The organism is Bradyrhizobium sp. HKCCYLS2038 (assembly GCF_051167655.1).
GTDB lineage: Bacteria > Pseudomonadota > Alphaproteobacteria > Rhizobiales > Xanthobacteraceae > Bradyrhizobium.
The window spans coordinates 162,419-187,445 of the sequence record NZ_JBNPTM010000008.1 but is presented as its reverse complement, the minus strand read 5'-3'; the positions used below and the strand labels follow the sequence as shown (position 1 = coordinate 187,445).

22 protein-coding genes are annotated in these 25,027 nt (G+C 65.6%); 16 read left to right on the top strand and 6 right to left on the bottom strand.

Features of this window, described 5'->3' with window-relative positions; genetic code table 11:
- Window positions 1-109: 109 nt before the first annotated feature.
- From ACQR1I_RS30165 to ACQR1I_RS30155, 3 genes are all read left to right on the top strand, one after another.
- Window positions 110-529, top strand: a complete 420-nt coding sequence (locus ACQR1I_RS30165) for a helix-turn-helix domain-containing protein (protein WP_434869720.1) — start codon at window positions 110-112, stop codon at window positions 527-529.
- Between the two features lie 438 nt (window positions 530-967).
- The gene (locus tag ACQR1I_RS30160) at window positions 968-2,095 is read left to right on the top strand and encodes a M20 family metallopeptidase (RefSeq protein WP_434869719.1); all 1,128 of its coding nucleotides are present in this window, start codon (window positions 968-970) and stop codon (window positions 2,093-2,095) included.
- Window positions 2,096-2,103: 8 nt separating this feature from the next.
- Window positions 2,104-2,838: a tRNA (guanine(46)-N(7))-methyltransferase TrmB gene (locus ACQR1I_RS30155; RefSeq protein WP_434869718.1), complete on the top strand. Its 735-nt coding sequence runs from the start codon at window positions 2,104-2,106 to the stop codon at window positions 2,836-2,838.
- A 19-nt stretch (window positions 2,839-2,857) separates the two neighbouring features.
- Here ACQR1I_RS30155 and ACQR1I_RS30150 read toward each other — a convergent pair whose 3' ends face one another.
- Window positions 2,858-3,934, bottom strand: a complete 1,077-nt coding sequence (locus ACQR1I_RS30150) for a DUF2336 domain-containing protein (RefSeq protein ID WP_434869717.1) — start codon at window positions 3,932-3,934, stop codon at window positions 2,858-2,860.
- Between the two features lie 401 nt (window positions 3,935-4,335).
- Here ACQR1I_RS30150 and rimP point away from each other — a divergent pair, with 401 nt between their 5' ends.
- From rimP to ACQR1I_RS30095, 11 genes are all read left to right on the top strand, one after another.
- Window positions 4,336-5,097: a ribosome maturation factor RimP gene (rimP, locus tag ACQR1I_RS30145; protein WP_434869777.1), complete on the top strand. Its 762-nt coding sequence runs from the start codon at window positions 4,336-4,338 to the stop codon at window positions 5,095-5,097.
- A 14-nt stretch (window positions 5,098-5,111) separates the two neighbouring features.
- Window positions 5,112-6,725 (top strand): transcription termination factor NusA, encoded by a 1,614-nt coding sequence (gene nusA, locus ACQR1I_RS30140; RefSeq protein ID WP_434869716.1) that lies wholly within the window; start codon window positions 5,112-5,114, stop codon window positions 6,723-6,725.
- A 66-nt stretch (window positions 6,726-6,791) separates the two neighbouring features.
- A complete protein-coding gene (locus ACQR1I_RS30135) occupies window positions 6,792-7,505 on the top strand; it encodes an RNA-binding protein (RefSeq protein WP_434869715.1) in 714 nt (237 codons plus the stop codon).
- Between the two features lie 79 nt (window positions 7,506-7,584).
- Complete coding sequence (infB, locus tag ACQR1I_RS30130; protein WP_434869714.1) at window positions 7,585-10,341, top strand: translation initiation factor IF-2; 2,757 nt, start codon at window positions 7,585-7,587, stop codon at window positions 10,339-10,341.
- Between the two features lie 164 nt (window positions 10,342-10,505).
- Window positions 10,506-10,925 (top strand): 30S ribosome-binding factor RbfA, encoded by a 420-nt coding sequence (rbfA, locus tag ACQR1I_RS30125; protein WP_434869713.1) that lies wholly within the window; start codon window positions 10,506-10,508, stop codon window positions 10,923-10,925.
- Window positions 10,925-12,022, top strand: a complete 1,098-nt coding sequence (gene truB / locus ACQR1I_RS30120; protein ID WP_434869712.1) for a tRNA pseudouridine(55) synthase TruB — start codon at window positions 10,925-10,927, stop codon at window positions 12,020-12,022. Before rbfA ends, truB begins: the two co-directional genes overlap by 1 nt.
- 2 nt (window positions 12,023-12,024) lie before the next feature.
- Window positions 12,025-12,294, top strand: a complete 270-nt coding sequence (gene rpsO / locus ACQR1I_RS30115) for a 30S ribosomal protein S15 (protein ID WP_015663225.1) — start codon at window positions 12,025-12,027, stop codon at window positions 12,292-12,294.
- A gap of 361 nt (window positions 12,295-12,655) precedes the next feature.
- The gene (pnp, locus tag ACQR1I_RS30110) at window positions 12,656-14,812 is read left to right on the top strand and encodes a polyribonucleotide nucleotidyltransferase (protein WP_434869711.1); all 2,157 of its coding nucleotides are present in this window, start codon (window positions 12,656-12,658) and stop codon (window positions 14,810-14,812) included.
- A 248-nt stretch (window positions 14,813-15,060) separates the two neighbouring features.
- Window positions 15,061-15,528, top strand: coding sequence for a GNAT family N-acetyltransferase (locus ACQR1I_RS30105; protein WP_434869710.1), 468 nt, complete (start codon window positions 15,061-15,063; stop codon window positions 15,526-15,528).
- 117 nt (window positions 15,529-15,645) lie between these two features.
- Window positions 15,646-16,536 (top strand): hypothetical protein, encoded by an 891-nt coding sequence (locus tag ACQR1I_RS30100; protein WP_434869709.1) that lies wholly within the window; start codon window positions 15,646-15,648, stop codon window positions 16,534-16,536.
- A gap of 32 nt (window positions 16,537-16,568) precedes the next feature.
- Window positions 16,569-17,411 carry a hypothetical protein gene (locus ACQR1I_RS30095; RefSeq protein WP_434869708.1) on the top strand — a complete coding sequence of 281 codons (843 nt, stop codon included), beginning with the start codon at window positions 16,569-16,571 and terminating at the stop codon, window positions 17,409-17,411.
- 12 nt (window positions 17,412-17,423) lie between these two features.
- On the opposite strand, the gene ACQR1I_RS30090 is transcribed toward ACQR1I_RS30095, so the two are convergent.
- Window positions 17,424-19,406: an autotransporter outer membrane beta-barrel domain-containing protein gene (locus ACQR1I_RS30090; protein ID WP_434869707.1), complete on the bottom strand. Its 1,983-nt coding sequence runs from the start codon at window positions 19,404-19,406 to the stop codon at window positions 17,424-17,426.
- A gap of 293 nt (window positions 19,407-19,699) precedes the next feature.
- On the opposite strand from ACQR1I_RS30090, the gene ACQR1I_RS30085 reads away from it, so the two are divergent.
- Window positions 19,700-20,521: a hypothetical protein gene (locus ACQR1I_RS30085; protein WP_434869706.1), complete on the top strand. Its 822-nt coding sequence runs from the start codon at window positions 19,700-19,702 to the stop codon at window positions 20,519-20,521.
- Between the two features lie 96 nt (window positions 20,522-20,617).
- On the opposite strand, the gene fabI is transcribed toward ACQR1I_RS30085, so the two are convergent.
- From fabI to fabA, 3 genes are all read right to left on the bottom strand, one after another.
- Window positions 20,618-21,418 carry an enoyl-ACP reductase FabI gene (gene fabI / locus ACQR1I_RS30080; RefSeq protein WP_434869705.1) on the bottom strand — a complete coding sequence of 267 codons (801 nt, stop codon included), beginning with the start codon at window positions 21,416-21,418 and terminating at the stop codon, window positions 20,618-20,620.
- A gap of 137 nt (window positions 21,419-21,555) precedes the next feature.
- Window positions 21,556-22,779, bottom strand: coding sequence for a beta-ketoacyl-ACP synthase I (gene fabB, locus ACQR1I_RS30075; RefSeq protein WP_434869704.1), 1,224 nt, complete (start codon window positions 22,777-22,779; stop codon window positions 21,556-21,558).
- A gap of 76 nt (window positions 22,780-22,855) precedes the next feature.
- A complete protein-coding gene (gene fabA, locus ACQR1I_RS30070; protein WP_434869703.1) occupies window positions 22,856-23,377 on the bottom strand; it encodes a 3-hydroxyacyl-[acyl-carrier-protein] dehydratase FabA in 522 nt (173 codons plus the stop codon).
- A gap of 424 nt (window positions 23,378-23,801) precedes the next feature.
- Here fabA and irrA point away from each other — a divergent pair, with 424 nt between their 5' ends.
- Window positions 23,802-24,272 carry an iron response transcriptional regulator IrrA gene (irrA, locus tag ACQR1I_RS30065; RefSeq protein WP_434869776.1) on the top strand — a complete coding sequence of 157 codons (471 nt, stop codon included), beginning with the start codon at window positions 23,802-23,804 and terminating at the stop codon, window positions 24,270-24,272.
- Between the two features lie 128 nt (window positions 24,273-24,400).
- On the opposite strand, the gene ACQR1I_RS30060 is transcribed toward irrA, so the two are convergent.
- Window positions 24,401-24,928: an SH3 domain-containing protein gene (locus tag ACQR1I_RS30060; RefSeq protein ID WP_434869702.1), complete on the bottom strand. Its 528-nt coding sequence runs from the start codon at window positions 24,926-24,928 to the stop codon at window positions 24,401-24,403.
- Window positions 24,929-25,027: the final 99 nt, after the last annotated feature.

Sequence of the window (25,027 nt, the reverse complement as noted above, 5' to 3'; positions counted from 1 at the left end):
CTCGACCGTCCTTCGTTAGTACGACCTGCGAGCAGAAATTGACGGTGTGAGCGCCTGAGGCATACTGCGACCGCCTCGTTCCGGGGCCTGATTTCTAGGGAGTTGAGAGATGTCGACGAAAGCGCCCAACCCTGTTGACAAGCACGTCGGCAGCCGGGTGCGGATGCGCCGTATCATGTTGGGCATGAGCCAGGAAAAGCTCGGTGAGGCTCTCGGGCTCACGTTCCAGCAGATCCAGAAGTACGAAAAGGGCACCAATCGTGTCGGCGCCAGCCGGATCCAGCAGATCTCCGAGGTTCTGCAGATCCCGGTCTCCTTCCTGTTCGAAGGAGTCCCGAGCGGCGGAATCAACGGTGGCGAAAGCTTCGAAGGCTCCTCTCCGGCCTATGTGTCGGATTTTCTGGCGACCTCCGAGGGCCTCGCTCTGACCCGCGCCTTCACGCGGATCCACGACTCCAAGCTCCGCCGCAGCATCGTCGACCTCGTCGAGCAGATTGCTGACCGCGAAGCGCCTGAAGAAGACGCCTGATCTAGCCGAGCTCGAAGTTCCGATCGGGCCGGCGTCGCCGTCTCCGTCGGGACTTTGAACGCGAAGACGCCGTGAAATCAGAGATTTCGTGGTCGACCTCGCTCCTGGTGCCAGCGCCACGCTGGCCCTGCACGATGATGTTCTTCGCTGCGCCATGCGAAGAGGACGGTCGAGACGCCCTCGTCCCTTGTGCCCTTTGCGCCGATGCCTTCCGGGTCTCGCGCGGCTCCGATGCAGTTTCCAGCTGATCAAATCGGGCGACAAGCCCTCCTGATCTTGCAGCACGGCCGGTAACGGTTCCCGGGCGGAACAGAGTCGCGCCAGCACTCATTTTGTTCGCATGTGGCTTGGTGTATGACCGGCGCCAGCCGACGGGCGAAAGCGCCCTCACATCAGCAGTTACCATTTCCTAACCCTTGAGACGGCCTCTCATCACTCATGATCGACGCCAATTCGTTCGATAGTCGCACAATTCTTGAAGGCATCCGCCGCTGGGTCGAAATCGAGACGCCAACCGAGGCGCCCGAGCAGGTCAACCGATTGGCCTCCCTGGTCGCGGACGGCTATCGCGGGCTCGATGCGACGATCGAGCGAATCGCCGGCTGCAATGGCTGCGGCGATCATCTGGTGATGCGCTCATCCTGGGGACAGGACGAGCCAGGCATCCTGGTTCTGAGCCATCTCGACACCGTGCACCCGATCGGCTTCATCGAGCGCCTGCCGTTCGCGATCGATGGCGACACAGCCTTCGGCCCCGGCATCTACGACATGAAGGGCGGTGCGTATCTGGCCTATCACGCGTTCCGTGAGCTCTGCGCCTCGGGCGAGCGATCGCCGCTCGGCATTACTCATCTGTATGTGTCCGACGAGGAGATCGGCAGCCCGACCTCACGCGCCCTGATCGAGGAGGAAGGCCGCAAGGCGAAGTACGTGCTGGTGACCGAGCCTGCCCGCGACGGCGGCAAGATCGTGACCGGTCGCAAGGGCGTGGCTCGTTTCGAGGTTGCGATCCGCGGCGTCCCTGCGCATGCCGGCGCGCGCCCGCAGGACGGGCGCAGTGCGATCCGCGAACTCGCCAACGTGATCCATGCGCTCGAGGCGCTCAACGATCCCGCGCGCGGCATCACGGTGAATGTCGGCGTGGTCCGGGGCGGTACGCGCCCAAACGTCATCGCGGAAGAAGCCTACGCAGAGGTCGATGCGCGTTTGCCGTCGCCGGCAGACGCTGACGACATCGTGCCGAAGATCCTCGGTCTCAAGTCACGCAGTGACGGCGTCACCGTCGAGGTCAAGGGCGAGGTCAACCGGCCGCCTTACGTGAAGGGCAACGCCGGCGCCGCCCTGTTCGAACATGCGAGGTCGCTCGCCGAAGAGATCGGCTTCGAACTCGTCGACACCTATACGGGCGGCGGCTCCGACGGCAATTTCACTGCGCCGTTCACGGCGACGCTGGACGGCCTCGGTGTCGACGGCAAGGGCGCGCATACGCATTACGAGCAGATGTACATCTCCTCGATCGAGCCGCGGGCGCGACTGCTCCACCGGCTCTACCAGACCCTGCGGTGAGCGCCCCGATGCTGCCCATCGACGACGATCACACCGGCAACGACACTCTGCACGGCCAAGGCTCCCATGGCCAAGGCTCGTTCTTCGGCCGCCGCAAGGGTCATAAGCTGCGCGCACACCAGGCCGACTTGGTCGAGAACCTGCTGCCGCATCTCGCGCTCGATCTGTCAGCGCCTGCCGAATCCGTGCTGCCGACCTTGTTCGATCCCCCTGTCGACGCGCTGCGGCTCGAGATCGGGTTCGGCGGCGGCGAGCATCTCGCCGCGGAAGCCAAGGCCTATCCAACGACCGGCTTCATCGGCTGCGAGCCCTATGTCAACGGCATGGCCAAGATCCTCTCGGCGATCGAGGCCGACAACATCGGCAATGTCAGGCTGCTCGCCGGCGATGCCGCGGAGCTGCTCGGCTGGCTGCCGCCGCAATCGCTGCAGCGGATCGATCTGATTCACCCCGACCCTTGGCCGAAGCGGCGGCACTGGAAGCGACGCTTCGTGCAGGACGCGACCATCGCGGCAATGGCGCGCGCGCTGAAGCCGGGCGGCGAATTCCGCTTCGTCAGCGACATCGCCGATTATTGCGCCTGGACCCTGTGGCACATGCTGCGTTCGCCCGACTTCGCATGGACCGCGGAGCGGGCCGACGACTGGCGCCTGCCCTGGCCCGGCTACACGATGACCCGCTACGGGCGCAAGGCCACGCGCGAGGGCCGCGTCGCCAACTACCTGATCTTCCGACGAAGCTGACGCGACGGCGAGAAATATGTCAATGCCGCGTCTTCCAGAATGCGACGACGCGCTCGGCCGTCGATGACGCCAGCCGTGCGTAGTTGACGCGGATGACGTCGATGTCGCGCTGCGCCGGCACGCGCTTTGGCCCGAGCCGCAGCAGAATCAGCGCGTGCACGGTGCTCCAATCGAGCCCGATCACGCGACCGAGAATGAGAAGCGGATCGTGGCGATCGCCTGCGACAAGACGATCGAGCGTCGCGATCTTCAGCCCGGACATCGCGGCGAGCGCTGCGATCACTTCCTCGTATTTGCGCTCCCGCGCGAAGCCGAGCAGCGCGGCCTCGTCGAGCGCGTCCGCCTCATAGAGCGACAGAATGGACCGCTGCGCCGGCACGAAATTGCGCCTGCTCGTAGTCGCGCTCGCAGCATCGGCGAGTTCGGCCATCGCCTGCCTGATCCTGGCCTGCTTGTCCGATCCGACCACATCGAACAGCCGCCGCTTGATCACGTCGAGCGAGCCTGCGAGCAGTTGCTTCAGATGTGCGTCGGACAGATCACCGCGCTTGCCCACCGTCAGCGTCAACACGCCATCGAAGCTCGCGCGATTGACCAGCTCGGAATAGCCAGCGTCGGAGAACGTCGCGCCATTGTTCGCTGCAGTCCGTCGCACCACATCGCGATCTCCGCGACGCACCAGCACGTCCGTGGTGCCAGCGGCAAGCCGAGGCCGCTCGGCGATCGCGAGCAGATGGCCCTGGCTCTTGCCTCTTGCGATGTTCGTCAGTTCACCGTCGTCGAGCACGGGCGAACGGCGCAGCAGCGGAGCCGCAACCGTCACTTCGTCGTCACACGCGAGCTGACCAACGACGGCGCGCGGCGCCTTGGCGAGGCGCGACAGCCGCTCGGACAGATCGACCCGCGTCGGCACGTCGGCGAACGGGACCAGATCCATCAGCAATCCGTCGAACAGATTGATGTGCTCGGGACGCAGCCGCGCCGCATCCTCGAAGAAGAGATCGGCGATGCGACGCGTGGCCTCGAGGCCGCGCACGGCGTCGCCCTGACTGACGATCCCATCCAGCCCGGGGATCAGCGCGGTCGCGGGGGTCATGATGTCTACTCGGTACGCAACGCCACACCATCGTCCGCCGCTCCAGCCCGGAGCACGCGAACGGTTACGAAAACGCGGTCCAATTTATGCGATCTTGGTGAACGAAGGATTAGGCCTGAACCGCTGCGGCGAACGCCGCCAACAAGGCGCCACCCCGGTCGGCCGCGCACCGGAGTTCCGCGCCCGAGTTTAGGACAACACGACCCTTGCCGTCCGTCGGCAAAGCGGCTATATGGGGCGCCATCAATCATCTCATATACGATCGCGTAGTGAGGGTGGGCCCTTCCGGACCCGCTCTTTTTTGTTACCTGGATCGCTCTGCCCTTGGCGCGATCCGTCCGGTGAGCGCGATCGACCTGGCCCAACAGCCGAACCAAGCAAGACACGCGATCGACGCCTCGATGACGGAACCAACGTTCGCAGCCGCTGATACCGAGCTTTTGACCGAGCCCCGCCTCGTGGTCGAGCCGGGCGTGGCCGCGCGGGTTGCTGCCGTGGCCGATCCGGTGCTGCAGGGAATGGGTTACCGCCTGGTGCGCATCCGCATCTCCGGTGAGGCCGGCTGCACCGTGCAGGTGATGGCCGAGCGTCCCGACGGCACGATGCAGATCGAGGATTGCGAGGCGGTGTCGCGGGCGCTGTCGCCAGTGCTCGATATCGCCGACCCCATCGAACGTGCCTACCGGCTCGAGATCTCCTCGCCGGGCATCGACCGGCCGCTGGTCCGCCGCTCCGATTTCGAGCGTCATGTCGGTCATCTCGTGAAGATCGAGATGGCGGTGGCGCATCAGAACCGCAAACGCTTCCGCGGCATCATCAAGGGCGTGGAAGGCGACGGCGTTCGCATCACCCGCGACGACGTGGCGAAAGACCAGGACCCCGATGTCGTGCTACCGATGGCCGACATCGGCGACGCCAAGATGGTGCTGACGGACGAACTGATCGCCGAGTCGATGCGCCGCGGCAAGGCCGCCGAGCGCGAGAGAAAGCGCGACCTCGGGCTCGCCCCGCCGCTGGCGCCGCACGCCAAGCCGGCCGCCCAGGCCAAGCCGAAACCGAAGTTGAAGGACAAGCAGCCGGTCAAGAAGCCGCTGCCGACCAATACCAAGAAACATCGCCTCGCCGCCGACCGCGCGCGCAGAGGCGAGATCGATCCTGATTAGAGGAGACCAAAGCCATGGCCGTCAGCGCCAACCGGTTGGAACTGCTGCAGATCGCCGACGCCGTCGCGCGCGAGAAGTCGATCGACCGTGGCATCGTGATCGCCGCCATGGAAGACGCAATCGCCAAGGCCGCCCGCGCCCGCTATGGCAGCGAGACCGACGTCCATGCCGAGATCGATCCGCGCAAGGGCGAGCTCCGGCTTTCGCGCCACATGCTGGTGGTCGAGAAGGTCGAGAACCCCTCCAACCAGATCTCGCTGGATGACGCGCGCCGCGCCAATCCGGGCGCGCAGATCGGCGACACCATCGCCGACACCTTGCCGCCGCTGGAGTATGGCCGCATCGCCGCGCAATCGGCCAAGCAGGTCATCGTGCAGAAGGTGCGCGAGGCCGAGCGTGACCGGCAGTACCAGGAATTCAAGGACCGCATCGGCGACATCGTCAACGGCGTCGTCAAGCGCGTCGAATATGGCAGCGTGATCCTCGACCTCGGCCGCGGCGAGGCGATCATCCGCCGCGACGAGATGCTGCCGCGCGAGGTCTTCCGCAACGGCGACCGCGTCCGCGCCTACGTGTTCGACGTCCGCCGCGAGACCCGGGGACCGCAGATCTTCCTGTCACGCACCCATCCGCAATTCATGGCCAAGCTGTTCGCGCAGGAAGTGCCGGAGATCTATGACGGCATCGTCGAGATCAAGGCGGTTGCCCGCGACCCCGGCTCGCGCGCCAAGATCGGCGTCGTGTCGCGCGATTCCTCGGTCGACCCGGTCGGCGCCTGCGTCGGCATGCGCGGCTCGCGCGTGCAGGCCGTGGTGAACGAGCTGCAGGGCGAGAAGATCGACATCATTCCGTGGTCGCCTGACATCGCGACCTTCGTGGTCAACGCGCTGGCGCCGGCCGAAGTCGCCAAGGTGGTCATCGACGAGGACCGCGAGCGCATCGAAGTGGTCGTTCCCGATACCAACAACCAGCTGTCGCTGGCGATCGGGCGCCGCGGCCAGAACGTCCGCCTCGCCTCGCAGCTGACCGGCTGGGACATCGACATCCTGACCGAGCAGGAGGAATCCGAGCGCCGCCAGGCCGACTTCGAGAACTCCACCCGGGTGTTCATGGAATCACTCAACGTCGACGAGGTCGTCGGCCAGTTGCTGGCGTCCGAAGGCTTCACCTCGGTCGAGGAATTGGCGCTGGTCGATCTCAAGGATCTCGCCGGCATCGAGGGTTTTGACGAGGAGACCGCGACCGAACTGCAGACCCGCGCCCGCGAATTCCTGGAGCAGCAGGAGGCCGAGCTCGAGGCCCGGCGCAAGGAGCTGGGCGTCGAGGATGCGGTGAAGGACGTGCCCGGCGTCACCACCAAGATGCTGGTCAAGTTCGGCGAGAACGATATCAAGACGGTCGACGATCTCGCCGGTTGCGCCACCGACGATCTGGTCGGCTGGACCGAGCGCAAGGAAGGCGGCGAGCAGACCAAGTTTGCCGGTATTCTCGACGGCCTCGATGTCTCGCGCGATGACGCCGAAGCCATGGTCATGCAGGCCCGCGTCAAGGCCGGCTGGATCACCGAGGCCGACCTAGCGAAGCCTGAGGCCGAGGCCGAGGACGAATCCGAAGAACAGACCGCCTGAGCCATGGATACGGTGATGACCTCCGCCATGACCCCGATCGCTTGAGATGAGGAGCCGCACGACCGCATGCTCGCTTTGGCCGACCCCGAGCTCGACAATGGACCGCGGACCGAAAAGTCCGCGACCACGCGCATGTGCGCGGTCAGCCGCGAGGTGCGGCCGATCGGCGAGCTGGTCCGGTTCGTCGTCGGCCCGTCGGGCGAGGTCGTGCCCGACATCAAGCGCAAGCTGCCGGGACGGGGTCTTTGGATCACGGCATCGAAAGCGGCCGTTGCGGAAGCGGTGCGGCGTCACCATTTCAGCCGGGGATTCAAGACCAACGTCCGCGCCCATCCGGCACTGGCCGATGAGCTGGACGCTCTGCTCGTCCGCAGCGCGATCGAGGCGCTGGGGATCGCGGCCAAGGCCGGTCAGGTCGTCTCGGGTTTTTCCAAGGTAGAGGCGGCGCTGTCGCAGCGGCAGTCCAGGACCACGTTGGCCGCCCTCCTGCACGCGGCCGACGGTGCGGCCGACGGGATTCGCAAGCTCGACGCCCTCGCCCGCCCGAACGGCGGGGATGACGGACAAGCCCTGACATTTCCGATCATCTGCTGCCTCACTTCGGCAGAATTGGATTTGGCACTTGGGCGCTCAAATGTGATACATGCTGCCGTGCTCGCAGGCCCGGCGAGCAGGACATTCCTGTCGCGCAGCCAGACACTGGTCCGATACCGGTCGGCCGACGCTGACAAGATTGCCGGAACCGCGGCCACGAAATCTGCTTCGACTTCGAAGACATAGCGACTGAATACGCGACGATTTGCACGAATGGGACGGTGCGGCAGACCCGCACGCTGGTAAACGAGATTAGGACGACTGAATGGCCGATCAAAACACTCCGGGCGACAAGAAACTCGGTGTCCCGAGCAAGACCTTGACGCTCAAGCCGCGCGTCGAGACTGGCACGGTGCGTCAGAGCTTCCCACACGGCCGGAGCAAGCAGGTGGTGGTCGAGAAGCGGGGCACCAAGCGCCGCGCCGGCGACGGCCCCGATGCTCCGCACGCGCCGGAGCCGGTCGTCGCCAAGGCACCGCCGCCGCCGCCGCCGAGCAACCGCCCGTCCGGTCCGCGTCCCGGTGCTCAGCGCAGCGGGTCCGGCGTCGTGCTGCGCACCCTGACCGAGGACGAGCGTTCGGCCCGCGCCAGCGCGCTCGCTGACGCGCGAATCCGCGACGTCGAGGAACGCCGCCAGGCCGAGGAAGAGGCCCGCCGCCGCGCCGAGCGCGAAGCAGCCGAACGCGCCGAGCGTGAGGCCGCCGAGGCTCGCCGCAAGGCCGAGGAAGAGCGTCACCGTCACGAGGAAGAAGCCAAGCGCAAGGCCGAGCTCGAGGCCAAGAAGCGTTTCGGCGAAGGCGAGGCGCCGCGTCCGGCAGCCTCGGCACCGCAGCCGTCGTCGTCGTCCGCTCCGGCCCGTCCGGCCCAGGCCCCCGGCCGACCGGTCGGTGCTCCCGGCAGCCGCCCGCCGCAGATCGGCGGCGGAAGTTCACGTCCCGCCGGTACACAGCCTGGCGGCGCACGCCCCGCTGGCGCCCGTCCCGCCGGTGGCGGTCCGCTCGGCCGCGCCCCTGGTGTCGCAGCAGGTCCCGACGAGGATGAGGGTCCGCGGCAGATCCGCCGTGGTCCCGGTGGCGCGGCGCGTCCGGCGCCCCCGCCGAAGACCACGCACAAGCCCGGCCCGCAGAAGCAGCGCGGCCGCCTGACGGTCGTCACCGCGCTCACCGCCGACGACGTGCGCGAGCGCTCGATCGCCTCGTTCCGCCGCCGCACCCAGCGCCTGAAGGGCCATGCCGCCAACGAGCAGAAGGAAAAGCTGATCCGCGAGGTGACGATTCCGGAAGCGATCACCATCCAGGAACTGGCGAACCGCATGTCGGAGCGCGCGGTCGACGTGATCCGTCTGCTGATGCGCCAGGGCGCGATGCACAAGATCACCGACGTGATCGACGCCGATACCGCGCAGCTGATTGCTGAAGAGCTCGGCCACACCGTCAAGCGCGTCGCCGCCTCCGACGTGGAAGAGGGCCTGTTCGACGTCGTCGACGATTCCTCCGACACCGAGCCGCGTTCGCCGGTCGTCACCGTCATGGGCCACGTCGACCACGGCAAGACCTCGCTGCTCGACGCGCTGCGCCACGCCAACGTGGTCTCGGGCGAAGCCGGCGGCATCACCCAGCACATCGGCGCCTATCAGGTGACCGCACCGGACTCCGGCAAGAAGATCACCTTCATCGACACGCCCGGCCACGCCGCATTCACCGCGATGCGCGCCCGCGGCGCCAAGGTCACCGACATCGTCGTGCTGGTGGTCGCCGCCGATGACGGCGTCATGCCGCAGACGATCGAGGCGATCAACCACGCCAAGGCGGCGAAGGTGCCGATGATCGTGGCGATCAACAAGATCGACAAGCCCGATGCCCGTCCCGAGCGCGTCCGCACCGAACTGCTCCAGCACGAGGTGCAGGTCGAATCGCTGGGCGGCGAAGTGGTCGACGTCGAGGTGTCCGCCAAGAACAAGACCAATCTCGATCGTCTGCTCGAGATGATCGCGCTGCAGGCCGACATCCTCGATCTGAAGACCAATTCGGATCGTCCGGCCGAGGGCACCGTGATCGAAGCCAAGCTCGATCGCGGCCGCGGTCCGGTCGCCACCGTGCTGGTCCAGCGCGGCACGCTTCGTGTGGGTGACATCATCGTCGCCGGCGCCGAGATGGGCCGCGTCCGCGCGCTGATCTCCGACCAGGGCGAGACCCTGCAGGAGGCCGGCCCGTCGGTCCCGGTCGAGGTGCTCGGCTTCAACGGTCCGCCGGAAGCCGGCGATCGTCTCGCCGTGGTCGAGAACGAAGCCCGTGCCCGCCAGGTCACAAGCTATCGCGCGCACCAGAAGCGCGAGAACGCGGCAGCCTCGATTTCAGGCATGCGCGGTTCGCTCGAGCAGATGATGTCGCAATTGAAGACCGCGGGACGCAAGGAATTCCCGCTGGTCATCAAGGCCGACGTGCAGGGTTCGCTGGAAGCCATTCTCGGCTCGCTGGAGAAGCTCGGCACCGACGAGGTCGCCGCCCGCATCCTGCATGCCGGCGTCGGCGGCATCAGCGAGTCCGATGTCACGCTCGCCGAAGGCTTCAACGCCGCGATCATCGGCTTCTCGGTCCGAGCCAACAAGGAAGCCGCCGCGCTCGCCAAGCGCAACGGCATCGAGATCCGCTACTACAACATCATCTACGACCTCGTGGATGACGTGAAGAAGGCGATGAGCGGTCTGCTCGCGCCGACGCTGCGCGAAACCATGCTCGGCAATGCGCAGATCCTGGAGGTGTTCAACATCTCCAAGGTCGGCAAGGTCGCCGGCTGCCGCGTCACCGACGGCACCGTCGAGCGCGGCGCCAATGTCCGCCTGATCCGCGACAACGTCGTGGTTCACGAGGGCAAGCTGTCGACGCTGAAGCGCTTCAAGGACGAAGTGAAGGAAGTGCAGGCCGGCCAGGAATGCGGCATGGCCTTCGAGAGCTACGGCGACATGCGTGTCGGCGACGTCATCGAGTGTTATCGCGTGGAGACCATTCAGCGCTCGCTGTAAGTCCGAATCCTACAGAGCGCGCTGTCCTTTCAAGCGAGCAGCGATTCCGTGCATCAGCGGAATCGCTGCCCGTCTTGAACTTAACCAAGCGTCGTTGAACTCAATCAGAATGATCCTCTCGCCCGCGCTCACGCCGGGCGACGATCCATTGGATTTTTCGCAAAATGCCTCGTCATCATCAGAGGGGAAGCGCCGCCGCTTCCGGCGGCTCGCAGCGCCAGCTGCGCGTGGCCGAGACCGTGCGTCACGCTGTCGCCGACATTCTCAGCCAGGGTCAGGTGCACGATCCGGACCTGGAGGGACACATCGTTACGGTGCCCGAAGTCCGCATGTCGCCCGACCTCAAGCTCGCAACGATCTACATCATGCCGCTCGGCGGGCGCGACACGGAGGTCGTGATCGCGGCGCTGGAGCGCAACAAGAAGTTCCTGCGCGGCGAGGTTGCGCGCCGCGTTAACCTGAAATTTGCACCTGACATCCGCTTCCGTGTCGACGAGCGATTCGACGAGGCGGAACGGATCGAGAAATTACTGCGAACACCTGCGGTGCAGAGAGACCTCAATTCGGATTCGGAAGAGAGCTGATGACCATTCCCCCCGAAACCGGCACTGTCGATACGCCCCACGCCGACACGACCGCCGTTACGATCAAAAAAAATCACGCTGCCGACGGGCGTCCGCGCGACAACAATGATCCGCGCAGCAAGCAGCAGCGAGGCAACCAGCCGCGCCGCGACCGCCGCGACGTTCATGGCTGGGTGGTGCTCGACAAGCCGATCGGCATGACCTCGACCCAGGCCGTGGCCGTGGCCAAGCGGCTGTTCCAGGCCAAGCGCGCCGGCCATGCCGGCACGCTCGATCCGCTGGCCTCGGGCGGCCTGCCGATCGCCCTGGGCGAAGCCACCAAGACCGTGCCCTTCGTGATGGACGGCCGCAAGCGCTACCGCTTCACCGTCACCTGGGGCGCGGAGCGCGATACCGATGACACCGAGGGACGGGTGGTCGAGACCAGCGAGAGCCGCCCGGATGCCGCGGCGATCCGCGCCCTGCTGCCGCAGTTCACCGGCCGGATCGAGCAGACCCCGCCGCGCTATTCCGCGATCAAGATCCAGGGCGAGCGCGCCTATGATCTCGCCCGTGACGGCGAGGTCGTCGAGTTGCAGCCGCGCCCGGTCGAGATCCACGAACTGATCCTCGTCGACCAGCCCGATCCCGACCATTCGGTATTCGAGGCGGAATGCGGCAAGGGAACCTATGTCCGGGCACTGGCCCGCGACATGGGCCGGATCCTCGGCTGTTACGGCCATATCAGCGCTCTCCGGCGGACCCTGGTCGGTCCGTTTACCGAGAACGACATGATTCCGCTGGAACAGCTGGAGGCTTTGTGCAATAGAGCCGCGTCCGGTGAGGGAAGCCTCGCCGACGCACTGCTGCCCGTTGAGACCGCGCTGGACGACATCCCGGCACTGGCCGTCACTCGGGCTGATGCGGCAAGGCTCCACAGGGGCCAGGCCGTCTTGTTGCGCGGACGGGATGCGCCCCAGAGTAGCGGCACAGTCTATGTCACGGTCGCAGGCCGCCTTTTGGCGCTTGCCGAAATTGGCAATGGCGAACTCATCCCCAAGCGCGTGTTCAACCTGACCGGACTGACTGCCAGCTCCGGTCGCAACGAAAGAGACTGACGATGTCGGTGACCGCAGAGCGCAAAGCGGAAATCATCAAGGCGAACGCCACCAAGGCCGGTGACACCGGTTCTCCCGAGGTGCAGGTCGCGATCCTGTCGGAACGCATCAACAACCTGACCGGCCATTTCAAGACCCACGGCAAGGACAACCACTCCCGCCGCGGCCTCCTGAAGCTGGTGTCGACCCGCCGTTCGCTGCTCGACTATCTGAAGAAGAACGACGAGGCGCGCTACAAGGCGCTGCTCGAGAAGCACAACATCCGTCGTTGAGCTTCGACCTGGAATGAACGCGCGCGAGGTTCGCGCGCGTTACGGCATGATCCCGGGAACGCTGCTCTGCTGCGGCGTTCACGAGTCCGGGATGATGCGGTCTGGCCGGATCCGGAAAGAAGCGGTTACGCTCTTCGAACGATCCTGCCCAGACTGTGCAGTACGTCTCAGCAGCAATCCGGCCGCTGGGCGTGACGGGCAAGGTGCCCGTTGTTTACGAGAAGGATGGACGCCATCCGAAATAAGAAAACCATGGCAGGATCGCAGGGCGCTGCTCGTTCTCCAGCGCCCTGCAATCTTGCGCATGGTTTTTTTGTTTCCGGGGGGTCTGCCTTCACTCATCTCATGAAAGAAGATACCCATGTTTACCAAGCATTCCGTCGAGATCGACTGGGGTGGGCGTCCGCTCAAGCTGGAAACCGGCAAGATCGCGCGCCAGGCTGACGGCGCCGTTTTCGCCACCTATGGCGAGACCATCGTGCTCGCCACCGTCGTCGCCGCCAAGTCGCCGCGCGAAGGCGTCGACTTCCTGCCGCTGACCGTCGACTATCAGGAAAAGACCTACGCCGCTGGCCGCATCCCCGGCGGCTATTTCAAGCGTGAGGGCCGTCCGACCGAGAAGGAGACGCTGGTCTCCCGCCTGATCGACCGCCCGATCCGCCCGCTGTTCGTCGATGCCTGGCGCAACGAGACCCAGGTGATCGTCACCGTGCTGTCGCACGACATGGAGAACGATCCGGACATCGTCGCGCTGGTCGCCGCGTCCGCCGCGCTGACCTTGTCGGGCGTGCCGTTCAAGGGCCCGATCGGCGCTGCCCGCGTCGGCTTCGCCAATGACGAGTACATCCTCAATCCGACGCTCGACGAAATGGCCGACACCCAGCTCGACCTGGTCGTCGCCGGCACCTCGGACGCCGTGCTGATGGTGGAATCGGAAGCCAAGGAGCTCAACGAGGACATCATGCTCGGCGCGGTGATGTTCGGTCACCGTCACTTCCAGCCGGTCATCAACGCGATCATCGAGCTCGCCGAGAAGGCCGCCAAGGAGCCGCGCGACGTCGCGATCATCAACAACAGCGCGATCGAGAAGGAGATGCTCGGCATCGCCGAGCAGGACCTGCGCACCGCCTACGCGATTCCGATCAAGCAGCAGCGCTATGCTGCGGTCGGCGCCGTCAAGGAAAAGGTGATGGCCCACTTCTTCCCGGAAGGCCAGGAGCCGAAATACGACAAGCTCCGTGTCGCCGCCGTGTTCAAGGAGCTCGAGGCCAAGATCGTTCGCTGGAACATCCTGGATACCGGCAAGCGCATCGACGGCCGCGACGCCAAGACGGTGCGTAACATCGTCTGCGAAGTCGGCGTGCTGCCGCGGGCCCACGGTTCGGCGCTGTTCACCCGCGGTGAGACCCAGGCGCTGGTCGTGACCACGCTCGGCACCGGCGAGGACGAGCAGTACATCGACGCGCTGTCGGGAACGTACAAAGAGACGTTCCTGCTGCACTACAACTTCCCTCCCTACTCCGTCGGTGAGACCGGCCGCCTCGGCGGCACCAAGCGCCGCGAGATCGGCCACGGCAAGCTCGCCTGGCGCGCCATCCATCCGGTGCTGCCGCCGCACCACGAGTTCCCCTACACCACGCGCGTGGTGTCGGAGGTGACCGAGTCGAACGGCTCGTCGTCGATGGCCACCGTGTGCGGCTCGTCGCTGGCGCTGATGGATGCCGGCGTGCCGCTGAAGCGGCCGACCGCGGGCATCGCGATGGGCCTGATCCTCGAGGACAAGCGCTTTGCCGTTCTCTCGGACATCCTCGGCGACGAGGACCATCTCGGCGACATGGACTTCAAGGTCGCGGGCACCGAGAGCGGCATCACCTCGCTGCAGATGGACATCAAGATCGAGGGCATCACCGAGGAGATCATGCGGGTTGCGCTGGGCCAGGCCCGCGAAGGCCGCATCCACATCCTGGGTGAGATGTCCAAGGCGCTGACCGCGGCCCGCGCCGAGCTCGGCGAATACGCGCCGCGCATCGAGACCTTCAAGATCCCGACCGACAAGATCCGCGAAGTGATCGGCACCGGCGGCAAGGTGATCCGCGAGATCGTCGAGAAGACCGGCGCCAAGGTCAACATCGAGGACGACGGCACGGTGAAGGTCGCTTCCAGCGATGGCGAGGCGATGAAGGCCGCCATCAAGTGGATCAAGTCGATCGCCTCCGATCCGGAGGTCGGCCAGATCTATGACGGCACCGTCGTCAAGGTGATGGAGTTCGGCGCCTTCGTGAACTTCTTCGGCACCCGCGACGGCCTCGTGCACATCTCGCAGCTCGCCGACAAGCGCGTGCAGAAGACCACCGACGTCGTCAAGGAAGGCGACAAGGTCAAGGTCAAGCTGCTCGGCTTCGACGATCGCGGCAAGACCCGGCTGTCAATGAAGGCCGTCGACCAGACCACCGGCGAGGACCTCGAAGCCAAGCAGAAGGACGCCCCCGCCGAGGCGCGGGAAGCCGCTGGCGAGTAAAGCCGCGCCGGGCTTGCGAACGAGATATCAAGGGCGGCTCTCGGGCCGCCCTTTTTGTTTTCCGTTGCAGGTCTCTCCGCGTCATTGCGGGCGAAGCGAAGCAATCCAGGGGCCGCGCCCGGGACTCTGGATTGCTTCGTCGCGGAGCCTGTCATCGGGCCGCGCTTTGCGCAGACCCGTTGGCTCCTCGCAATGACCGAGGAGAGGGCTTACGTTCACAGCTAAATGGTGCTGGAGGCTCGTGTCCGATGCCCGAGACGATCATCCGCTCCGCAAGACCGGCTGAATACGACGCCGTCGCCTCGCTCTGGATGGAGAGCTGGTGCTCGACCGGGCTGGACAGCCCGAGCGAGACCCTGCTGAACGTCCTGAAAGCACGCGTACCGCGTGAGGTGGCCGGCGGCTGGAGTCTCTACGTGGCCGATGACGGCGGCACGCTCGTGGCGATGCTCGCGATCAACATCGAGCGGCTCTATCTCGACCAGCTGATGATCGCTCCCGCCTATCAAGGCCGCTCGCTTGGCCGCCGCCTGCTTGCCTTCACCCGCGATGTGCTGCCCAACGAGATCTGGCTGCGCTGCGCCGAGGGCAACCAAAAGGCATGGCGCTGGTACGAGCGCGAAGGCTTCGTGCTCGAGAAGACGGAAGCCGATCCGACGCACGGCCGGATGATGAAGTTCTATCGCTGGAAACGCGAGAGCCCCGCCAGGGGCTGATCTCACCGCGTGCATTTGCGACATGGTTCCCCTGTGGCCGGAAAGGCATTGCGCGCGGCTTTGCCGGGGAACTAGGTTCGGGTTCCCGACGGCATCCGCCGTTTTCGAACCGTACCGATGTCCGAGCTGCTCATGCTGATCCGCCGCCTCGCCGTCGTCGCTCTCGCCGTTGTTCTCATTCAGCCGTCGTGGGCTCAGGCGCCTTCAGCGTCTGCTCCTGCTGAAAAGCCGCCTGCTCCCACTGAGAAGCCGCCGGCCGCTGCCAAGAAGCCAGTCGACAAGAAGCCAGCAGACAAGAAGTCGGCCGGCAAGAAGGCGGCTCCAAAGCCGGCCGCGGCCGTGGACAGCGGCCCCTGCGACATGGGCGTCATCACCGCGACGCACGACCTGTTCACCGTGCAGAAGATCGGGCTCACCGTCTTCAACAACGAGTTCGCCGAGATGCCGGTGAACTGGGGGATCGACGATCTGATCTACGCGCGCATCAAGGCCGCGGGCGGCGCGGGCGTTCGTCGCATCACCTACGACAAGCAACTGTTCGACAATTTCGAGAAGCCGAAGCTGTTCTTCCTGCGCCAGGAGAGCGAGACGCTCACCGGCGTCGTGAAGCAGATCGTGGCGTCGGCCGGGTGCCGCCGCTATCTCGTGGTCCGGCGCCAGACCAACCGCATCGGCAACACCGATGTGAACGCCACCGGAGTCGGCATCCTCCAGATGGGCCCGTTGTTCACCCGGACCTTCATCTTCGCCTATCTCGACATCCGGCTGCTCGACGGCCAGACGTTCGAGACGCTGCGCAACCCCAACTTCACCGTTCAGCGTGTGCTCCAAAGCCTCGGTGAGGACCTGGTCAAGATCCCCGGCATGGTCGACGTCGATCAGTCGCTGTATCCCGCCGTCGCAGCGGAGGCCGCCAACAATGCCGGGCTGCGCGACGTCATTCGGCGTCTCGTCAGCGGGCAGCTCGATCGCGACATGCCGGCGTATTTCAAGACGGAAGAGCACTGACCGGCGGCAGGCCAACCGACAGGACACCTCCCATGACGTGCTCGGCGCACCGCGCGTTCGCCACGCCAGTCTGGCGCCGGCTCACCCCGCTGCTGCTCGCATTGGCCTTCACGCCGGGCAACGTGCTTGCGCAATCCGCGCCGTCGACACCGACCACCAGAGCCGCGCCCACAACAGGGATCGCGAATGCCAAATCGTCCAAACCGGCAGCAGCCGCGCGGGACGCGGGGCGCTGCGATACCGGACTGATCGCCGCGGTCGGCGACGTGTTTTCCGTGCAGGACAGCGGCATTTTGCAACTTGGCGGTGACTTCAAACGGGTGCCGGTTTCCTGGGGCTTCGACGACCTGATCTACGCGCGCGCCAAAGCCGCGGGCGGCGACCGCGTTCGCCGCATCGCTGTCCCGAAGGGTGCGTTCGACCCGCTATATCAGTCGACATCGGCCGTGGAGGCAAATCAGGTCTTGCCGGCCATCGTCAGGAAGGTCGCTGGCTCCGCCGGCTGCGCGCGCTATCTCGTGATCTTACGTGCATCCGGCCACGAGCCATCGACTTATGACACGGTGTCGGGCATCGGAGTCGTTAGCCGTGTGGCGGGGCTGGTGCGCTACACCCACGTGTTTGTCATGCTCGCCGCTCAACTGTTCGATGGCGCAACATTCGAGAAGCTCAAGCCTCCGGCGAGATCGAAAAGCGTCATGTCGTTTCTGACCTCGGGCATGGGCCCGCCGTCTCACGCCGGGGACGTCGACAACTCCGCCTTTCCTGCAAAGCCCGAGGACGCCGCCAGCAACACGGTGTTGCGCGATATGGCGCGGTCCATGCTGCGGTTCCGGCTCGACCAGGCGTTGCCGGACTATTTCGCTCAGGAGTAGGCTTGGAGGCGACTATAGCCTGACCTTGAGGGTCGCGAAGCCGGACTGCTGGACGAGGCCGGATGGAGTCGCGCGCAGCCCATAACGAAAGCTGAGGTCGAGCTGATCATTGCCGGCGGCGACCAGCCCGACGCCGGTCGAGTAGACCCAGGGCGACAGGCCGAGACCGCTGGTGACGAAGCTCTCACCGCCGCCGGAAAAGGCCGCGCCGATCTGCAGCCGCTGGTTCAGCGCATTGTATCCGGCGCCGAGATCGGCCGTCAGACGGACCCGCTTCGCCACCTGATAGATGGCCTTCAGCCCGGCGGTCGCCGTCAGCTCCTGATAGGTCTGCGGGTCGACGTTCAGGCTGAAGCCGCCGACGCCGCTTTCCCGATAGGCATTGCTGCGCACCGTGCCGTAGTCGAGGCGCAGTGACGGAACCATCGTGAAGGCATCGGTCAGCGACACCGGCGTCTTGAGACCGGCGCCGGCATGGCCCGTGCTGGAGCGATAACTTCCGCCAGCCGATGCATTCATGAAGCTCAACGTTCGGCTCTCGCCATTGTCACTCCAACCACCGTCGAGCTGATAGTCCAGCATCAGGCCGCGGCTGATGGCGTAGGCACCGTAGAGCCCGAGATGGTAGGATGACAGATCGAGACGGTTCGCGACCCCGTCGTCGCTCCCCGCGATCGTCTGCCGTGAATAGCCGAACATGCCGCCGACGATCGCTTGCGAGGAGATTGCTGCGTCGGCGCCGATCGCCAGGCCGCCGCCGGACGCGTTGTAGCCGGGAACGTCGTCGCGCCCCGCCTGCCGTGCGGTGCCGCCGAGCGGCTGCATCCAGACGTTCCGGCCGGCAGCGCCACCGAGGCCAATGTCGTCGAGCCTGTTGGTCATCGTCTCCCGGACCTCGCGCTGCGTCACATAAGTGGCCTGCGAGGCGGCACCGGTCAGCACCGGGAGGGTCTGCTTCACCGCGTTGCTGAGCGACGTCCCGCTGAGATTGTCGAGCGCGGCAAAGCCCGAAACCATGGATCCGCTCCATCCTGCGGAGGTCATCGACAGCCTGTACAGCACGCCGGCCGCTTCGAGGCCGACGCGGCCACCCGCGGCGCGCAGCGTGTCGCCATAGGGCTGGATCAGCGACATCGTCGCCAGATCTCCGGTCAGGCTGCCGGTGAGATCGTAGGTCGACGTGATCATCTGCGCGCCGGAGGCGCTGCCGGTCGCGGTGCCGTAGAGGCTGGTGAGATTGCCGCGGGACAGCGTGTTGAACAGCACGCTGCCCTCCGGCGTGACCGAGCCAAGCAGCGTGAAGCCGCCTGCGGCGCTGCCGGCGGGAGCCGCACCCGCGCCCCAGAAATAGCCGTTCTGGTAGTTGCTGATGACGAAGCGGCCGGGCGCCTGCGTGCCGAACAGGGTCGGGCTGACGATGCGCCATGGCGTGCCGGCCGTCCACGCCCATTGCGGCACCGAGTTCGCCGGCACCGGAGCAGACGGCGGCGGCGTGAAGGTCGCGGGATCGTAGGGCAGCATGTAGGCCCAATGCGACACCAGCAGCGTATCGCCGGTGATCATCTGCATCTCCATGCTGGAGACGCCGCCGATCGTCCGCATGTTGCCGAGCCCGACCGTCACGGTGCCGCCGCCGGTCGGTGTGAACAGCATCGTGATCTGGCCGCCGGGCGTGACGAAGCCCTGGATGGTCGAGGTGTCGGTGAGCAGTGACGGGCCGATCCTGAGCTGTGCAACGCTGGTTCCGGTAAAGGCGCCGTTGGTCGCCGTGCCCAGGGTCCACAGCGTCTGATCGCCGATTGCGATCGGGTTCGTGAAGCCCGTCTTCGGCGATATGTAGGCCAGCAGCTGGGCCGTCGGCACATACCAATGCGTGTTGGAGATCGTGGAGTCCCAGAGCGTCGACTGGGCGTGTGCCGGAGTGGCGCCGCCCGCAGCCCATGCACCGCCGATCGTCGCACACAGGACGATGCTTCGGACCTTCCAACGCAGCATCGATGATCACTCCACGATGTGTCTTGCCGCCGGCGCGCACCGCTGGCCATCCCTGACGACGCGCGCCCCCATGCATTCGTCGTCGACGAGGCGGGCGACCGCCAGAGCGCGCGACGATGGCCTGACTATCCCGCAGGTGAGGCCTGGTTCAATTGCGACAAATTGGGTCGATCACAGCAATTGTCGCCGCGAATGGCCGGATGCTGGTCCGGTTGGGCGAGCGGGACGGCTTGCGCCCATGCCAATTTGCATTCTAGCTTCGGCGTGACGTCAACGACATCTCGCCGGAATTCATGTCCTTTCCCCGCGCCCTCGCAGCCGTGCTGATCGTTGCCGTCATTGTCGGAGGCAGCCCTGCAGGTGGCCAACCCGCGTCGAGCCCACCCCGGTCTGATCGGACGGGTGCACGGGACCAGGGGAAAATTGCGCAGACCTTGCGCTGCAACCTCGGACTGATTTCGATCGCGGGCAACAAGTTCGAGGTCACGAGCGAGGGGTTTTTCGCATTCCAACGGACCCATCGGTACGACCAGGTCGACTGGAATCTGGATGCGTTGGTGTTCAGTCGGGTCCAAGCCGCTGCCCGCGGCCTTGCCGTGCGCAACATCGCCTACGACAAGGATGAACTGCACCGGCCAAGAAAGAAGTCCGAGCTCTTCTCGAGCGTCGCGTCCGACATCAAGGATTTCGCACGGACCGTTTCGACCGGCACGTCGTGTGACCGCTACGTCGTGATTTATCGCGAAGCATACCCGATCGCATCGTCTCGCTATTCGCCGATCGGCTTCGGTATCACGCGGGTTCAAGGCTTAGGGGCGAAGGACAGGGCCTATCTCCATGCCCTGACCGCGATCCGGATCTACGACGGAAAGAGCTTCGAGCTGCTCGGTGAGGCCCGCGCAACGACAGGCCCGGCGCCGCGAATCGATCTCAAGGGCGACTGGCAGGCCTACCAGCCGGTGCAGGAGATCGACGCGACCGAATACCCGACCGCTCCACAGCAGGGCGCCAGGAGCGTTGCCTTTCGCGACACCATCCGATCACTGCTGGCAAGAAGCCTCGACTGGACCCTGCCTGCGCTGCTGCGATCGGAAGGTCGGCCAAGCGGAAACTGACACCACGGCACCGAACACGGCCTCGCGTCGCCGGCTGCTGGATCGGGAAGTTCAGGCGCGACGAGCGCGAAAATCCCTGTCGACGCGGATCAGCCCCTACTCGGCCTTGAGATCCTCGGGCCGCGGCATCGAGATCACGTTGTAGCCGGAGTCCACATAGTGGAGCTCGCCGGTGACGCCGCCGGACAGCTCCGACAGCAGATAGAGCGCGGAGCCGCCGAGTTCCTCCAGGGTCACGCCGCGGCCGAGCGGCGAATGCTTCTGCTGGAAAGCGAACATGAAGCGGGCATCGCCGATGCCGGAGCCGGCCAGCGTGCGCACGGGGCCCGCCGAGATCGCGTTGACGCGGATGTTGCGGCGGCCGAAATCGGCGGCGAGGTAGCGCACCGAGGCTTCGAGCGCGGCCTTCGCGACGCCCATCACGTTGTAGTTCGGCATCACGCGGTTGGAGCCGTCGAAGGTCAGGGTGATCATGCTGCCGCCGCTCTCCGGCATCAGCTCGGCGGCGCGCTTGGCGATCTCGGTGAAGGAGAAGCAGGAGATCAGCATGGTGCGCGAGAAGTTCTCGCGCGAGGTATCGGCATAGCGGCCCTTGAGCTCGTTCTTGTCGGAGAAGGCGACGGCGTGAACGACGAAGTCGAGGCCGCCCCAGGCCTCGCGCAAGCTCGCGAACACGCTGTCGACGCTGTTGATGTCCTCGACGTCGCAGGGCAGCACGTGCTTGACGCCGAGCTCGTCGGCGAGCGGGCGCACGCGCTTGCCGAGCGCGTCGCCCTGATAGGTGAACGCCATCTCGGCGCCGTGCGCAGCCAGCGTCTTGGCGATGCCCCAGGCGATCGAATGGTCGTTGGCGATGCCCATGACCAGACCGCGCTTGCCTGCCATCAGACCCTGCATGCTCACTCTCCTTCGTGATGCCGGGCCGACCCAGCGAAGATGATCGTCAGGCTCCAAAGACGCCGATAGCCGGACAGCGGTGCGAAATTCGTCGCGCTGTTGTCCGGCCCGCCTGGGAACCAGTGCTGTTCGAAACCTTAAGCGTCGAGGTGCTTGAAGACCAGCGTCGCGTTGGTGCCGCCGAATCCGAACGAGTTCGACAGCACGGTGCCGAGCCTGGCGTTGTCGACGCGCTTGCGCACGATCGGCATGTCGGCAAAGGCAGGATCGAGCTCGGTGATGTTGGCGCTCTCGCAGATGAAGCCGTTCTTCATCATCAGCAGCGAGTAGATCGCCTCCTGGACGCCGGTGGCGCCGAGCGAATGGCCGGTCAGCGCCTTGGTGGCGGCGATCGGCGGGCACTTCTCGCCGCGACCGAACACCTTGCGGATCGCCTCGATCTCCGGCGGATCGCCGGCCGGCGTCGAGGTCGCATGCGGATTGATGTAGTCGATCTTCGTCTTCACCGTCGACAGCGCCATCTGCATGCAGCGCTCGGCGCCCTCGCCCGACGGCGCGACCATATCGTAGCCGTCCGAGGTCGCGCCATAGCCGACGATCTCGCCGTAGATCTTGGCGCCACGCGCCTTGGCGCGCTCCAGCTCCTCGAGCACGAGCACGCCGGCGCCGCCGGCGATCACGAAGCCGTCGCGGCTCACATCATAGGGACGCGACGCCGTCGCGGGCGTGGCGTTGTGCTTGGACGACATCGCGCCCATCGCATCGAACAGCACCGACAGCGTCCAGTCGAGTTCCTCGCAGCCGCCGGCGAACATCACGTCCTGCTTGCCGTACTGGATCATCTCATAGGAATTGCCGATGCAATGATTGGACGTCGCACAGGCCGACGAGATCGAGTAGTTGACGCCCTTGATCTTGAACCAGGTCGCGAGTGTCGCGGAGGCCGTCGACGACATCGCCTTCGGCACCGCGAACGGTCCGACCCGCTTCGGACCCTTGGTGCGGGTGATGTCGGCGGCCTCGACCAGCGTTCGCGTCGACGGTCCGCCCGAGCCCATGATGATGCCGGTCCTGACGTTGGAGACGTCGGTCGGCTCCAGGCCGGAATCGAGGATCGCCTGCTCCATCGCGACGTGATTCCACGCCGCACCTTCGCCGAGGAAGCGCATGGCGCGGCGGTCGACGACATCGGCGGGATTCAGCGTCGGCGCACCTTGCACCTGCGAACGGAAACCAAGCTCGGCATATTTCTCCGCGCGGGAGATGCCGGACTTCGCCTCGTACAGGCTCGCCAGCACTTCCTGCGTGTTGTTGCCGATCGATGAGACGATGCCCATGCCCGTGATGACAACCCGCCTCATGATGTCCGCCTCACCTTGCTCGTGTGTTCTGTGATCGCCGCGCCTGCTGCACTGTCTCTGGTTCAGGACCGCCGGTTCACGACGGCGCGCTGTCCTGCTTGAACAGGCCGACCTTCAAGTCCTTGGCGCGATAGATAATGTCGCCGTCCATCGAAAGCCACCCGTCGGCAATACCGAGCACCAGCTTTGAGCGCATCACGCGCTTGACGTCGACGTTGTACACGACCTTGCGCGCGGTCGGCAGGACCTGGCCGGAGAACTTGAGATCACCGAGCCCGAGGGCACGTCCGCGTCCTGCGCCGCCGGTCCAGCCGAGGAAGAAGCCGACCATCTGCCACATCGCGTCGAGGCCGAGACAGCCGGGCATGACAGGATCGTTCTTGAAATGACAGCCGAAGAACCAGAGGTCTGGCTTGACGTCGAGCTCGGCCCGCACCAGGCCCTTGCCGTACTCGCCGCCGGTCTCGCTGATCTCGACGATGCGATCAAACATCAGCATCGGCGGCAGCGGCAGCTGCGCATTGCCCGGGCCGAACAATTCTCCGCGGCCGCAGGCCAGCAGGTCTTCGTATTCGTAACTGCTGCGCCGATCGAGCATGCTTGGTGGCCTTTCCCTGACGATCCCCGGTGGAATTGGTGCCGCGCGACGTGGACCTTCCGCGCGTCAACCCTTTCGAGCCCCTCCCGGTCGGGCCGCCCGTCGGTTCGATGGTCGGACCATCCCTCCTGGCGGACTTGGCCGTCCGCGGCCATGGCGAGATCGCCAGCCGCGCTCCCATTGACAGGGCAGATCGGGTCCGGGCCGCTCTCTAACATAGGGTATTGCGGCGTCAATGCGCCTAGCCTGGGAAATCGCCGCGGAATTTCGCCCTGCAGCCGGCCCGTGCGGCAAACGCATTTTAGGGGCGTTCTAGATCGGTCAGTTGCGATAAGCTTGCATCTGAGTGGGTTTCTCCCTATATCGATTATGGATGAATGTGAATTGTGTGGTGCTTGAAGTGGATGCCAGCAACAACGCCTCGATGAGTGGCCACCGGGGCAACCCGGAAGGTCTTGGGAGCGGTCGTCAGCCGGCCCTCAACGGCTGCCCGTGGCACGACGTCAACGAGATGCTGCAGACCGCGGGTCTGCGTCCGACGCGCCAGCGGATGGCGCTGGGCTGGCTGCTGTTCGGCAAGGGCGCACGGCATCTCACCGCCGAAATGCTCTACGAGGAAGCGACGCTGGCCAAGGTTCCGGTCTCGCTCGCCACCGTTTACAATACGCTGAACCAGCTGACCGACGCGGGCCTGCTGCGCCAGGTCAGCGTGGACGGCACCAAGACCTATTTCGATACCAACGTCACCGCGCATCACCACTTCTATCTCGAGAACAACCACGAGCTGGTCGATATCCCGGACCAGCATCTGGCGTTGTCGCGGCTGCCCGAGGCGCCGGAAGGCTATGAGATCGCGCGCATCGACATGGTGGTGCGGCTGCGCAAGAAGCGCTGAGCGGGCTGAACCCGCCATTCTGGTGCGACCGATGCCCGCGGCCTCCGCGGGCATTTTCGTGTCGGGATGACGTCGAAACGGCGGCCGGCAAAAGCCGGCCGGTCAAGGCATCTCAGTTGACCTGCTCGTCAGTTGACCTGCTCGTCGGCATAGACGCCCCACAGCCGCTGCTGCTGGATCCAGCCCTCGAAGCCGTTGCCGAGCACGCGGCACCAGCCATTGCCGCATTTCTTGACCTGCGCGACGACGCCGGCCTGCAGCCGCGCGGTGACGGCGCTGTTGGTGTCGGCGCTGTCATAGATCGGCGTGAGATCGTCCTTGTTCTTCATGGTGACGACCGCGGTGCGGCGTCCGGACAGCAGCGAGTGGTAGACCCAGCCCTCGGAGCCCTCGGAATCGCGCACCCGCCGCCAGTTCTCGTATTCGGCGGTGATCTCGACCGGCAGGCCGGAACGTGTGTAGACCCAGGCCACGTCGTTGTCCTTGGTCGGACCGGCGCGGACATTCACATGATCAGATTTCAGGCTGACATAGCGCGGCACCGGCAGGCCGCTGGTGCTGAGAGCCGAATCCTTCGCCGCAGCCCCGACGCCGACGGCACAATCGAACAGACCGGCCGCGAGCACCACGACCACACCCCAACGCAGCAACACCATCGAACTCAACTCACTCTCCCTCGCAAGGATCGACGCCGTGTTCGCGTCCGAGATCCTTCGCCCGATCCCCATCGAACCGCCGGGCTGCCCCCCTTCGTG

What these genes read in the sequence shown, in the direction of transcription:
- ACQR1I_RS30165 (WP_434869720.1), top strand. Translation starts at nt 110, where the DNA reads ATGTCGACGAAAGCGCCCAACCCTGTTGACAAGCACGTCGGCAGCCGG.
- ACQR1I_RS30160 (WP_434869719.1), top strand. Translation starts at nt 968, where the DNA reads ATGATCGACGCCAATTCGTTCGATAGTCGCACAATTCTTGAAGGCATC.
- ACQR1I_RS30155 (WP_434869718.1), top strand. Translation starts at nt 2,104, where the DNA reads ATGCTGCCCATCGACGACGATCACACCGGCAACGACACTCTGCACGGC.
- ACQR1I_RS30150 (WP_434869717.1), bottom strand. Translation starts at nt 3,934, where the DNA reads ATGACCCCCGCGACCGCGCTGATCCCCGGGCTGGATGGGATCGTCAGT.
- rimP (WP_434869777.1), top strand. Translation starts at nt 4,336, where the DNA reads ATGACGGAACCAACGTTCGCAGCCGCTGATACCGAGCTTTTGACCGAG.
- nusA (WP_434869716.1), top strand. Translation starts at nt 5,112, where the DNA reads ATGGCCGTCAGCGCCAACCGGTTGGAACTGCTGCAGATCGCCGACGCC.
- ACQR1I_RS30135 (WP_434869715.1), top strand. Translation starts at nt 6,792, where the DNA reads ATGCTCGCTTTGGCCGACCCCGAGCTCGACAATGGACCGCGGACCGAA.
- infB (WP_434869714.1), top strand. Translation starts at nt 7,585, where the DNA reads ATGGCCGATCAAAACACTCCGGGCGACAAGAAACTCGGTGTCCCGAGC.
- rbfA (WP_434869713.1), top strand. Translation starts at nt 10,506, where the DNA reads ATGCCTCGTCATCATCAGAGGGGAAGCGCCGCCGCTTCCGGCGGCTCG.
- truB (WP_434869712.1), top strand. Translation starts at nt 10,925, where the DNA reads ATGACCATTCCCCCCGAAACCGGCACTGTCGATACGCCCCACGCCGAC.
- rpsO (WP_015663225.1), top strand. Translation starts at nt 12,025, where the DNA reads ATGTCGGTGACCGCAGAGCGCAAAGCGGAAATCATCAAGGCGAACGCC.
- pnp (WP_434869711.1), top strand. Translation starts at nt 12,656, where the DNA reads ATGTTTACCAAGCATTCCGTCGAGATCGACTGGGGTGGGCGTCCGCTC.
- ACQR1I_RS30105 (WP_434869710.1), top strand. Translation starts at nt 15,061, where the DNA reads ATGCCCGAGACGATCATCCGCTCCGCAAGACCGGCTGAATACGACGCC.
- ACQR1I_RS30100 (WP_434869709.1), top strand. Translation starts at nt 15,646, where the DNA reads ATGTCCGAGCTGCTCATGCTGATCCGCCGCCTCGCCGTCGTCGCTCTC.
- ACQR1I_RS30095 (WP_434869708.1), top strand. Translation starts at nt 16,569, where the DNA reads ATGACGTGCTCGGCGCACCGCGCGTTCGCCACGCCAGTCTGGCGCCGG.
- ACQR1I_RS30090 (WP_434869707.1), bottom strand. Translation starts at nt 19,406, where the DNA reads ATGCTGCGTTGGAAGGTCCGAAGCATCGTCCTGTGTGCGACGATCGGC.
- ACQR1I_RS30085 (WP_434869706.1), top strand. Translation starts at nt 19,700, where the DNA reads ATGTCCTTTCCCCGCGCCCTCGCAGCCGTGCTGATCGTTGCCGTCATT.
- fabI (WP_434869705.1), bottom strand. Translation starts at nt 21,418, where the DNA reads ATGCAGGGTCTGATGGCAGGCAAGCGCGGTCTGGTCATGGGCATCGCC.
- fabB (WP_434869704.1), bottom strand. Translation starts at nt 22,779, where the DNA reads ATGAGGCGGGTTGTCATCACGGGCATGGGCATCGTCTCATCGATCGGC.
- fabA (WP_434869703.1), bottom strand. Translation starts at nt 23,377, where the DNA reads ATGCTCGATCGGCGCAGCAGTTACGAATACGAAGACCTGCTGGCCTGC.
- irrA (WP_434869776.1), top strand. Translation starts at nt 23,802, where the DNA reads ATGAGTGGCCACCGGGGCAACCCGGAAGGTCTTGGGAGCGGTCGTCAG.
- ACQR1I_RS30060 (WP_434869702.1), bottom strand. Translation starts at nt 24,928, where the DNA reads ATGGTGTTGCTGCGTTGGGGTGTGGTCGTGGTGCTCGCGGCCGGTCTG.